This window comes from Trichloromonas sp. (assembly GCF_041583255.1).
Lineage (GTDB): Bacteria > Desulfobacterota > Desulfuromonadia > Desulfuromonadales > Trichloromonadaceae > Trichloromonas.
In genome coordinates this window covers 1-11,084 of the sequence record NZ_JBFHGD010000109.1, presented here as the reverse complement: position 1 = coordinate 11,084, position 11,084 = coordinate 1, and the positions used below count along the sequence as shown (strand labels likewise).

Here is an 11,084-nt window from a genome sequence, read left to right as displayed (position 1 = left end):
TCGACGCCGCCTGGGGCCTGGGGGAGAACGTGGTGCAGGGGACGGTCAACCCCGACAGCTACACGGTCTTCAAGCCGCTGCTCGCGCACCCCGAGCTGTGCCCGATCCTCCACAAGCGCCTCGGCAGCAAGGAAAAAAAGATGGTCTACGGCCGCGGCGGCAGCCACGCCACCCGCAACACCGACACCACCGCGCACGAGCGCCACGCCTTTGTGCTCTCCGACGACGAGGTGCTGCAGCTGGCCCGCTGGGCGACCGCCATCGAGCGTCACTACGACAAGCCGATGGACATGGAATGGGCCAAGGACGGCGAAACCGGCGAACTGTACATCGTCCAGGCCCGGCCCGAGACGGTGCAGTCGCGGCGCGAGGCCGGGGTGCTCAAGAGCTATCGCCTGCAGGAGGCGGGGACGGTGCTGCTGACCGGGCTGTCGATCGGCGAGGCGATCGCCGCGGGGAAGGTGCAGGTGATCAAGAGCGCCAGCGAGATCGAGCGTTTCGTGGCGGGGAGCATCCTGGTTACCGGCATGACAGACCCCGACTGGGTGCCGATCATGAAAAAGGCCGCCGGGATCATCACCGACCACGGCGGCCGCACCTCGCACGCCGCCATCGTCAGCCGCGAGCTCGGCATTGCCGCGGTGGTCGGCACCGGCCACGGCACCACTGAGCTTAAAGACGGCCAGGAGGTGACCCTCTCCTGCGCCGAGGGGGAGGAGGGCAAGATTTATCGGGGGCTTCTCAAGTTTCGCGCCGAAGAGCTCAGCCTCGATGCGCTCCCGGAGATCCGCACCCGGATCATGCTCAACATCGCCAGCCCGGCGGCGGCCTTCCGCTGGTGGCGGCTCCCCTGCCGGGGGATCGGCCTGGCCCGCATGGAGTTCATCATCAATGGCATCATCCAGGCCCACCCGATGGCCCTGGTCCACTACGATAAGCTGGAGGATAAGGAGGCCAGGCAGCGTATCCGCGAGCTGACCCGCCACTACGACGACAAGTGCGAATATTTCGTCGACCAGCTGGCCCAGGGGATCGCTACCATCGCCGCCAGCCAGTATCCCGAGCCGGTCATCGTGCGGATGAGCGATTTCAAAACCAACGAGTACGCCGAGCTGGTTGGCGGGCGCCAGTTCGAGTTCGCCGAAGAGAACCCCATGCTCGGCTTCCGCGGCGCCTCCCGCTACTACAGCGACCGCTACCGGGAGGGGTTCGCCCTCGAATGCGCGGCCATCCGCCGGGTGCGCGAGACCATCGGCCTGACCAACGTGGTCGTCATGATCCCCTTCTGCCGGTCGCTGCAGGAGGCGGACAAGGTGCTGGCGGTGCTGGCCGAAAACGGCCTGGAGCGCGGCCGGCAGGGGCTTGAGGTCTACGTGATGGTGGAGATCCCGGCCAACGTGATTCTGGCCGAGCAGTTCGCCGAACGCTTCGACGGCTTTTCCATCGGCTCCAACGACCTGACCCAGCTGACCCTCGGGGTCGACCGCGACTCGGCGATTCTCAAAGAGCTGTTCGATGAGCGCGACCCGGCGGTGATGGCCCTGATCCGCCAGGCGATCGAATCGGCCAACCGCACCGGCACCAAGATCGGCATCTGCGGCCAGGCCCCGAGCGACCATCCCGAGTTCGCCGCCTTCCTGGTCGAGGCGGGGATCGACTCGATTTCCCTCAACCCGGACAGCGTGATCGGGGTGGTCCGGCGAGTCGCCGAGGTCGAGCGGCGGCTGGGCTGATCGGCATCCAGGCGGTCGCTTGAGCGGAAGCAGGCGTGGCCAGTGGGACATGCCTGCTTCCTTGTTTTTTGGGGGCAAAAGCCGTAGTATAGAAAAGTTGACCGTGGAGGTGTTTTTGTCCGAGATCAAGCTCAAATACGGAAGTGAAACGCTGGCTTGCCGGCTGCCGGAAGCCCGGGTGCTAAGGCCGGCCGAGACGGCTGTTCCGGCCGACCTGCGGCAGCTGATCGAGGCGGCTATCGACGCGCCGCTCGGCGCGCCGGCGCTTTCGCAGATCGTCCGTCCCGGTGAGCAGGTGGTCGTCGTCACTTCCGACATCACCCGCTACACCGGCAGTGAACACTACCTGCCGGTGCTGGTCGAACGGCTGAACGGGATCGGGGTGCCGGATCAGGACATTGCCATCGTCATCGCCCTCGGCATCCATCGCAAGCAGAGCGAGGCCGAACACCGCAAGATCCTCGGCCCCCTGTTCGGCCGCATTGCCGTCTATGACCACGAGTGCGACGACCCCGCGCAGCTGGTCGAGCTGGGAGTCACCGCAAGCGGCATCCCGGTGCGGATCAACCGGCGGGTGGTCGAGGCCGACCGGGTGATCGTCACCGGCACCGCCGGATTTCACTATTTCGCCGGTTTCGGCGGCGGCCGCAAGGGGCTGGTCCCCGGGGTGGGCGCCAGGGAGACCTGCATGGCCACCCACTTTTCGGTCTTCAACCCGCCCGAGGTCGGCGGCAAGCACCCGCAGGCCAAGACCGGCATCCTCGACGGTAACCCGGTGCATCGGGCGCTGCTTGAGGCGGCGCGCATGGTGCGGCCGGATTTTCTGCTCAATACGGTCCTTTCGGCCGATAAGCAGATTCTCGGCGTCTTCTGCGGCGAACTCGAAGCGGCGCACCTGGCCGCCTGCGCGATGGCCCGCGATCTCTACGCCGTCCCCCTGGAGGCTCCGGCCGACCTGGCGGTGGTCTCCTGCGGCGGCCATCCCAAGGACATCAATTTCATCCAGTCGCACAAGGCCCTCGATTACGGGGTGCAGGCGCTGCGCCCCGGTGGGACCATCATCCTGCTGGCCGCCTGCCCGGACGGCTTCGGCAATCCGACCTTTTTCGACTGGTTTCAGTACCAGGACCTGGCTCAATTCGAAGCGGCCCTGCGCAGCCGCTACGAGATCAACGGCCAGACCGCCCATGCCACCCTGATGAAGGCCCGCCAGTTCCGGGTGATCCTGGTCAGCGGCTTCAGCGCCGAGCAGACGGCCGCCATGGGGATGGAAAAGGCTGATGGCCTCGAGGCGGCGCTGCAGATGGCGCAAGCGAAACTGCCCGAAAATCCCCGGATCCTGGTCATCCCCGACGGCGGGACGGTGTTGCCGGAGCTTGATGCAGGATCCGGAGCGAAGTCTATTGGTTCAAGTTCAGCCGGTTTACATTAAAAACTGACGCGTCCCCTGTGGCGATCCTTTCGTCAGTGCAGCCAAGGATAGAGTATATGACCGAACCCAGAATTATCGAGGCGCTCAAAGAAATCGTCGGCAAGGAGCATGTTTCCACGGAAAAAGCCGACCTGATCTGCTATTCCTACGACGCCACCCAGCAGAAGTTTCTCCCCGACGTGGTGGTGCATCCGACGACCACCGAGCAGATCAGCCGGATCATGCGGCTGGCCAATGCCGAAAAAATACCGGTCTTTCCCCGCGGCGCCGGCAGCGGCTTCTCCGGCGGCAGCCTGCCGACTAAAGGCGGCATCGTGCTGACCACCGAGCAGATGGACCGGATTCTCGAGATCGACGAGGAAAACCTGGTCGCGGTGGTTCAGCCGGGGGTGGTCACCGAGCAGTTCCAGCAGGCGGTGGAGAAGGTCGGTCTCTTCTATCCGCCCGATCCGGCCTCCCTCAAGTTCTCGACCCTCGGCGGCAACGTGGCCGAGTGCGCCGGCGGCCCTCGCTGCGTCAAGTACGGGGTGACCAAGGACTACATCCTCGGCCTCGAGGTGGTCACTCCCACCGGCGATGTGATCACCACCGGCGGCCCGACCATGAAAGGGGTGGTCGGCTACGACCTGACCAAGCTGATGTGCGGCTCGGAGGGGACCCTCGGCATTCTCACCAAGATCGTGATCAAGCTGCTGCCGCTGCCCGAGGGGAAAAAGACCATGCTGGTGCTGTTCGATTCCATCGACGGCGCCGCCCAGGCGGTCTCCAGCATCGTCCGCAACAAGATCATCCCCACCACCCTCGAGTTCATGGACGGCCGCACCCTCGACTGCGTGCGTCAGGCGACCAGCCTGCAGGTGCCGGAGGCCGCGCGGGCGGTGCTGATCATCGAGGTCGACGGCGATCTCGAGTTTCTCGACAAGCAGGCCCGAAGAATCGCCGAAATCATCCAGCCGCTCGGCGTGGTGGAGACCCGCATCGCCGAAACCCACGCGGAAAGCGAGGCGATCTGGCAGATCCGCCGTTCGGTGTCGGCGTCCCTGCGCAAGGTCAATCCCGACAAGTTCAACGAGGACATCTGCGTACCGCGCTCCAAGGTTCCCGAGATGATCCGCAAGATCGATGTTATCGCCGAGACCTACGGCATCCCTATCGTTAACTTCGGCCACGCCGGCGACGGCAACATCCACGTCAACATCATGATCGACAAGAAGGTCCCCGGCGAACTGGAGAAGGCGGAAAAGGCCATCGAAGAGGTGTTCAGGGGGGCGCTGGCCCTCGGCGGCACCATGAGCGGCGAGCACGGCGTCGGTATCGCCAAGGCGGCCTACATCCCGCTGGAGATCACCGAGCAGACGGCCGCCTACATGAAAACGATCAAGAAGGCTCTCGACCCCAATAACATCCTCAACCCCGGGAAGATTTTTCTCGACAACTGACTGCAAGCTGGCCACAGAGACACAAAGGACTTTCCTTTTCTCCGTATCTCCGTGCCTCTAGTGAGCGAAGCGAACGGGTGGCAGATCTAAATTATGGCTAAATTGAAAGAGCTGGAAGCATATCGCGAAGAGATCGAGCAGTGCGTCAAGTGTGGCGCCTGCCGTGCCCATTGCCCGGTCTTCGGCGCCGAAAAGCACGAAGGGCGGGTCGCCCGCGGAAAAGTCGCGCTGGCCGGGGCCGTACTGGATGGAGATATCGGCTTCGAAGCCAAGGTGCTTGAGGATCTGAGCCAGTGCCTGCTCTGCGGCAGTTGCTGCGCCCAGTGTCCGAACAAGGTGCCGACCGAAGAGATCGTCGCCGCCGCCCGCCGGCGCATCGCCGAGCAGCGCGGACTCAGCAGCTTCGGCAAGGGCCTGGCCGCGGTTCTGGGTCGGCCGAAGCTGATGAATATGCTGGCCAAGACCGGTGGGGCGCTGTCGTCGCTGCTGTTTAAGAAGATCCCGGAAAACAGCGGCCTGCGGCTGCGCTTTCCCGCCCCCTACATCGACGCCGACCGCACCCTGCCGCCGATTGCCGCCAAGCCCTTCCGCGAACGGGTGCCGGAGCGGATTCCCGGAAAAGAAGGTGCGCCGACGGTGGCCTTTTTCACCGGCTGTGGCATCAACTACATGTATCCGGCGGTGGGCGAGGCGTTCCTCAAGATCCTCAAGTTTCTCGGGGTGACGGTGATTATCCCCAAGGACCAGGCCTGCTGCGGCCTGCCGGCGGTCAGCGCCGGCGCCGGCGGGACGGTGGAAGAGCTGGCGGCGCAGAACCTGACCGCCCTGAATCGTATCCCGGTCGATTACGTGGTGACCGCCTGTGCCTCCTGCAATGCCGGCATCGGCAAGATCTATGCGGACCTCGGTGGCGACTACCAGATGCTGGCGGCCAAGACCATGGACATCTTCGTCTTTCTGGCCCAGCACGGGCTGCCGGAACAGCTGGCCGCGCTCCCCAAGTCGGCCCAGCGGACCAAGGTCACCTACCACGACCCCTGCCACCTGCGCACCCGCGGCATCACCAGGGAGCCCCGGCAGATTCTCAAGGCGCTGCCCCAGGTCGAGTTTGTCGAAATGGCGGCGGCCGGCACCTGCTGCGGCCTCGGTGGAACCTACTCGGTTTACCACTACGACACCAGCAAGAAGATCGGCGCCAAGAAAGCCGCCAACATCGGAGACAGCGGCGCCGCCCTGGTCGCCACCGACTGTCCCGGCTGTATCATGCAGCTGCAGGATTCGGTCAACCATGCCGGACTGCCGCAGCAGGTGGTGCACCTGCTCGAACTGGTGGTCGAGGCTCTGCCGGAGACGGTGTGAACGGGTTTACTGCAACCTGTCTCTGTGGGTTTGCCCCTGACCGAATCATTGATAATGGAGGAAAAAACAGATGCTTCACGTGAGTGAGCGTAAACTGCTCTACCGGTTCCTGGCGCAGTTGTTTGCCTATCCGGATCCGCAGCTGATCGATGCGCTGGCCAGGGGGGATGCCGAGGAGGCGGCCCGGCTGACCGGGATTGAGGCGCCGCCGGCCTTGCTCGAGGATGATGTCCTGCTCGACCTGGAAACCGGCTTTACCAGCCAGTTCATCAACCGCATGGGCGGCGTTCCGGCGCCCCCGTACGGTTCCCTCTACCTGGAGCAGGACGGCATCCTGATGGGGCAGAGTTCCCTCAAGGTGCTGGAGGCCTACCGGGCCGAGGACCTGGCCCTGGAGGGGGGCGGAGAGCCGCCCGATTACCTGGCCACCGAGCTGGAGTTTCTGTATTACCTGGTAGGGCAGGAAGAAGAGGCTTTGGCCCGCCGGGATGTGGAGGGGGCCCGGGACAAAACCGTCAAGCAGAGGGCGTTCGTCAGCGAACTGCTGGGGCCCTGGGTGCCGGTGTTCTGCGGCCGGGTGGAAACTGACGAGCGCGCCCATCCCCTCTATCTCTGGGGCTGCCGGCTGCTGGAGCGGTTCTGCGCGATGGAGCAGGACTGGCTGGAACGGCTGACCTGAACGGCGTTGTCATGCCAGGGGAATAATCGAGGTTGACCCCGGCGGCTATGACAGGTAAGGATTTCTTTGGCTGGGCAAAGGTTGGTTCCGGCCTCAGGTCTTGCTGTCGCCATGAAACGGGGCGACTGGAAACTGGCCGTGTTAAGTGTGTCATTGTAAAAGCGCGTTGCCGGTTGATTTTTTAGCTTGTTGCGGCATACTTGCAAACTAGAAAGTTTGTTCGCGTCATAACAAGGAGGCTGATCGATGCGTATCCGACTGATTGTTACAGCGATGTTTCTGGGGGTAACGGTGTGCGGTGTGGCCCTGGCCGTTCCGTCGGGGAAGACCCTGACCTTCAGCGAGAGCCCGATGGGCAAGGTCTATTTTGATGGCCAGGTTCACAAGGATGCCGGGGTGAAGTGCATGGAATGCCATAATGACGGCATGTTTCCCAAAATGAAGCAGGGGACCGTGAAAGTCACCATGGAAGATATCTACGCCGGCCGCCTCTGTGGCGTTTGCCACAATGGCCAGCGGGCCTTTGCCGCAGTCGGCAACTGTGGCCGCTGCCATATTCGCGACTAACGAATTTCATAAAAGAGGGCGGCCCGCGGGCCGCCCTCTTTTATCTTATCCGCCGATCTGCTGCATTCCCCGGCGCCCTTCCTGGTAATCCTTTTCTCCCACCCGGTGCTGTTTCGGCTTGGCAATCACCGCATTCAGCAGAATTTTCTCGAGTTCCTCATCGACGGCCCCCGCGCGCAGGGCGTCCCTGATATCGAGTTCGTCAGAGCAGAGCAGGCAGGGGCGAATGCGGCCGTCGGCAGTCACCCGCAGGCGATTGCATTCGCTACAGAAATGGTTCGATACGGCGGGAATCACCCCGACCCGGCCAAGGCTTTCCCGGAAGCGGAAGAGGCGGGCCGGGCCGGCCGGGCCGCTGCGTTCGACGGGGGTCAGCGGGCCGACACTTTCGAGCTCGGTCATGATTTCCTGGGCCGAAAAGCGGTTCTCGTCGCTGTAGCCGAGGCCGCCGCTGACCGGCATGAATTCGATGAAGCGCACATCCCAGGGGTGTTCCAGGGTGAGTCGGCCGAAATCGGCGATTTCATCGGCATTGACCCCGCGGAGCGGTACCATGTTGATTTTCAATGGCGTCAGGCCGACGGCGGCGGCCTGGTGGATACCGTCCAGCACCCGCTGCAGGCCGGGACGCCGGGTGATCTGTTCGAAGCGGTCTTCGCGCAGGCTGTCGAGGCTGATGTTGACCCGCGACAGCCCGGCCTGCTTGAGCTCGCCGGCCAGATCGCCGAGCAGCAGGCCGTTGGTGGTCAGGGTGATTTCCGGCTGGCCCGGCAGTTCGGCCAACTGCTGCACGAAACCGACGACCCCCTTGCGCACCAGCGGTTCGCCGCCGGTGACGCGGATTTTTCTGACCCCGAGGCGGGCGGCGGCCGCGGCTATGCGCAGCAGTTCCTCATAGGAAAGGACGCCGCCATGGCCGACCGAATCCACCCCCTCTTCGGGCATGCAGTACCGGCAGCGCAGGTTGCAGCGGTCGGTGATGGAAAGCCGGAGGTAGTCGATTTTCCGGTCGAAGGTGTCTTTCACTGGCAATGTTCCCGGTCAGCCGCAATGGGCCGGCTGACGATGGTTGTTAAAGTTACCTGGCGTCCTGCTTGGGCAGGTACTGCTCGAAAGAGCGTTTCTCCACCGCGCAGCGATAGGCCTCTTCGGGGGAGATTTTTTTCTCTTTGAGCAGCTCGAGAATGCGCTGGTCCATCAGCTGCATCCCCTCCCCTTTGGCGGTTTGCATGATGGAGGGGATCTGAAAGGTCTTGCCCTCGCGGATCAGGTTGGAAACCGCGGAGTTGCCGACCAGGATTTCGTGGGCGGCGATCCGCCCCTTGCCGTCGGCGGTTCTCATCAACTGCTGGCAGACCACCCCTTTAAGGCTTTCGCCGAGCATGGTGCGCACCTGCTCCTGGGCATCCTTGGGAAAGGCGTCGATGATGCGGTCGATGGTCTTCGGCGCCGAGTTGGTGTGCAGGGTCCCGTAAACCAGGTGACCGGTTTCGGCGGCGGTCATGGCCAACGAGATGGTCTCGAGGTCGCGCATTTCGCCGACCAGGATGACGTCCGGGTCTTCGCGCAGCGCCCCCTTGAGGGCCGCGGAGAAGGATTGGGTATGCAGGCCGATCTGGCGCTGGTTCATCAGCGACATCTTGTTCTCGTGGATGAACTCGAGGGGATCTTCCAGGGTCAGGATATGCTCGCGGCGGGTGCTGTTGATCAGGTCGATCATGGCCGCCAGGGTGGTCGACTTGCCGCTGCCGGTCGGCCCGGTGACCAGCACCAGACCCTTTTTCAGATGGCACATCTTGCGAATGCCCGCCGGCAGGTTGAGTTCATCGGCGGACAGGATTTTGCTCGGGATGATACGGAAGACCGCGGCGATCCCGCGATAAGTGTCGAGGATGTTGCCGCGGAAGCGGGCGATGCCCGGCAGTTCATAGGCAAAGTCGAGATCGCGGGTCTCCTCGAACTGGGTCCGCTGCTCCTGGTTGAGGATTTCAAACAGCAAAGACTTGGCCTGATCGTTGGTCAGGGGGGGGTAGTTGAGTTTTTCCATTTCGCCGTGCTGGCGCAGGAGCGGCGGGGTGCCGCTGGAGATGTGCAGGTCACTGGCCCCCTGCTGCTTCATCAGTTTGAACAGACCGTCGATTTTGGCCATGCATGCTCCTTGCTGCGATAATGGAAAGCGAAGATTCATGGCAAAACAAAGCCCACCACCGAAGGGGGATGGGCTCGGGGTCGCCTGGGCGGATCCTCTGCTTCATATCTCCGGCAACCTGGCTGTCCGTTTCAGTTCCGTCGGGGAAAACTGAGGATGGACCCGTGGGCTTTGCGTCCCCCGGTTTCCCGGAGTTTGCCTTTTCAGTGTAGCATCATTCTGGCAAACCCCCGGGGTAAAAGTCAAGTCGCCTGAAGGTAATTACGCCTTGAATTATGCTGCTCTTTTGCGTTATGGTGACGACCCCGACAAAAAGATCAAGTAAATTGGAGGATAAACATGAGTAAAGCACTGGGGCTTCTCTCCGGAGGACTCGACAGCAGCCTGGCCGCACTGGCGCTGAAACGCCAGGGGGTCGAAGTCACCTGCATCGCGTTCGTTACACCCTTTTTTGGCTCAAGCAAGGCAGAAAAGGCGGCCAAGGCACTGGATATACCGTTGATCGTCAAGGACATCAGCGAGGTGCATCTCGAGATGGTGAAGCACCCCCAGTACGGTTACGGCAAGAACATGAATCCTTGCATCGACTGCCATGCCATGATGTTTCGGCTGGCCGGCCGGATCATGGAGGAGCAGGGCTTCGATTTTCTCTTTTCCGGCGAGGTGCTCGGTCAGCGGCCGATGAGCCAGAACCCCAGCGCCCTGCGGGCGGTCGCCAACTTTTCCGGTCACCCCGACCGCATCCTGCGGCCTCTGTCGGCCAAGGTGCTGCCGATTACCCCGGTGGAAGAGCAGGGGCTGGTCGACCGCGACCAGCTGCTCGACATCCAGGGCCGCTCCCGGCGGCGCCAGCAGGAGCTGGCTGCGGCCTGGGGGCTGGTCGACTACCCCGCGTCAGGCGGCGGCTGCCTGCTGACCGAAGCCTCCTTTTCCGGGCGCTTGCGCGACCTTTTCGATCACCACCCGGAGGCGACCGTGGTCGACGTCGAACTGCTCAAGGTCGGTCGCCAGTTCCGCCTGTCGCCGGTGGCCAAACTCGCTGTCGGCCGCAACCAGAGCGGCAACGACGCGATCACCGGATTGGCCCGGCCGACCGATGTGCTGGTTCGCGCCGACAATTTCTCCGGGCCGATGGGGCTGGTCAGCGGCAGCATAGACGATGACGACCTGGCCGTGGCCGGCGCCATCGTGGCCTCCTATGGCAAAGGGCAGAACGAGGCCGAGGTCGATATGCTGCTGCAGCAGGAGGAGCGCAGGTGGGTCATCCGGGTAGTGCCCATGAGCCGCGACGCTGTTGCCGCGCGGCAAATCGATTAGCCCAGGCAGTTTAATGATTCGAAAATAGAAAGGCCCCCCGGAATTTCCGGGGGGCCTTTTGGCTTACAGGTGCTGCAAGGGCTTACATCATGCCGCCCATACCGCCCATGCCTCCCATGCCGCCCATGCCGCCAGGCATAGCGGGCATTGCTTCGGCCTTCTGGGGCAGGTCGGCGATGGCGGCTTCGGTGGTCAGCATCAGGCCGGCCACGGAGGCGACGTTCTGGAGAGCGCTGCGGGTCACCTTGGTCGGGTCGATGATGCCGGCGGCGATCATGTCGCAGTACTCGTCGGTGGCGGCGTTGAGGCCGTAGGCACCGGTGTTTTTGAGTACTTCGTTGACCACGATGGAGCCTTCGAGGCCCGCGTTTGCAGCAATCGTACGCAGCGGCTCCTCAAGGGCGCGCTT

Annotated in this window: 10 protein-coding genes and 1 riboswitch; of the genes, 7 read left to right on the top strand and 3 right to left on the bottom strand. The window is 63.3% G+C overall.

What is annotated here, in order from left to right; all coding sequences use genetic code 11:
• From ppsA to ABYV89_RS10045, 6 genes are all read left to right on the top strand, one after another.
• On the top strand, window positions 1-1,733 hold a 1,733-nt coding region (gene ppsA / locus ABYV89_RS10070), incomplete at its 5' end, for a phosphoenolpyruvate synthase (RefSeq protein ID WP_432822823.1).
• Window positions 1,734-1,848: 115 nt separating this feature from the next.
• Window positions 1,849-3,165, top strand: coding sequence for a nickel-dependent lactate racemase (gene larA / locus ABYV89_RS10065; protein WP_432822822.1), 1,317 nt, complete (start codon window positions 1,849-1,851; stop codon window positions 3,163-3,165).
• A 56-nt stretch (window positions 3,166-3,221) separates the two neighbouring features.
• Window positions 3,222-4,604 (top strand): FAD-binding oxidoreductase, encoded by a 1,383-nt coding sequence (locus ABYV89_RS10060; RefSeq protein ID WP_432822821.1) that lies wholly within the window; start codon window positions 3,222-3,224, stop codon window positions 4,602-4,604.
• Between the two features lie 93 nt (window positions 4,605-4,697).
• The gene (locus ABYV89_RS10055; protein ID WP_432822820.1) at window positions 4,698-5,963 is read left to right on the top strand and encodes a (Fe-S)-binding protein; all 1,266 of its coding nucleotides are present in this window, start codon (window positions 4,698-4,700) and stop codon (window positions 5,961-5,963) included.
• Window positions 5,964-6,033: 70 nt separating this feature from the next.
• Window positions 6,034-6,642 carry a TorD/DmsD family molecular chaperone gene (locus ABYV89_RS10050; RefSeq protein WP_432822819.1) on the top strand — a complete coding sequence of 203 codons (609 nt, stop codon included), beginning with the start codon at window positions 6,034-6,036 and terminating at the stop codon, window positions 6,640-6,642.
• A 246-nt stretch (window positions 6,643-6,888) separates the two neighbouring features.
• Window positions 6,889-7,209, top strand: a complete 321-nt coding sequence (locus ABYV89_RS10045; protein ID WP_432822818.1) for a c(7)-type cytochrome triheme domain-containing protein — start codon at window positions 6,889-6,891, stop codon at window positions 7,207-7,209.
• 45 nt (window positions 7,210-7,254) lie between these two features.
• Here ABYV89_RS10045 and moaA read toward each other — a convergent pair whose 3' ends face one another.
• Window positions 7,255-8,235: a GTP 3',8-cyclase MoaA gene (gene moaA, locus ABYV89_RS10040; protein ID WP_432822817.1), complete on the bottom strand. Its 981-nt coding sequence runs from the start codon at window positions 8,233-8,235 to the stop codon at window positions 7,255-7,257.
• 52 nt (window positions 8,236-8,287) lie between these two features.
• The gene (locus ABYV89_RS10035; protein ID WP_432822816.1) at window positions 8,288-9,358 is read right to left on the bottom strand and encodes a type IV pilus twitching motility protein PilT; all 1,071 of its coding nucleotides are present in this window, start codon (window positions 9,356-9,358) and stop codon (window positions 8,288-8,290) included.
• Window positions 9,359-9,467: 109 nt separating this feature from the next.
• A riboswitch (cyclic di-GMP riboswitch) is annotated at window positions 9,468-9,568 on the bottom strand.
• 129 nt (window positions 9,569-9,697) lie between these two features.
• On the opposite strand from ABYV89_RS10035, the gene ABYV89_RS10030 reads away from it, so the two are divergent.
• On the top strand, window positions 9,698-10,675 hold the full coding sequence (locus ABYV89_RS10030; protein WP_432822815.1) for a thiamine biosynthesis protein: 978 nt from the start codon (window positions 9,698-9,700) through the stop codon (window positions 10,673-10,675).
• A gap of 82 nt (window positions 10,676-10,757) precedes the next feature.
• On the opposite strand, the gene ABYV89_RS10025 is transcribed toward ABYV89_RS10030, so the two are convergent.
• A partial coding sequence (locus ABYV89_RS10025; RefSeq protein ID WP_432822814.1) for a TCP-1/cpn60 chaperonin family protein occupies window positions 10,758-11,084 on the bottom strand: 327 nt, incomplete at its 5' end.

Excerpts from the sequence above, each read along its gene's own strand:
- ABYV89_RS10035 (WP_432822816.1), bottom strand. The coding sequence starts at position 9,358 with ATGGCCAAAATCGACGGTCTGTTCAAACTGATGAAGCAGCAGGGGGCC.
- ABYV89_RS10030 (WP_432822815.1), top strand. The coding sequence starts at position 9,698 with ATGAGTAAAGCACTGGGGCTTCTCTCCGGAGGACTCGACAGCAGCCTG.
- ABYV89_RS10060 (WP_432822821.1), top strand. The coding sequence starts at position 3,222 with ATGACCGAACCCAGAATTATCGAGGCGCTCAAAGAAATCGTCGGCAAG.
- ABYV89_RS10055 (WP_432822820.1), top strand. The coding sequence starts at position 4,698 with ATGGCTAAATTGAAAGAGCTGGAAGCATATCGCGAAGAGATCGAGCAG.
- ABYV89_RS10050 (WP_432822819.1), top strand. The coding sequence starts at position 6,034 with ATGCTTCACGTGAGTGAGCGTAAACTGCTCTACCGGTTCCTGGCGCAG.
- ABYV89_RS10045 (WP_432822818.1), top strand. The coding sequence starts at position 6,889 with ATGCGTATCCGACTGATTGTTACAGCGATGTTTCTGGGGGTAACGGTG.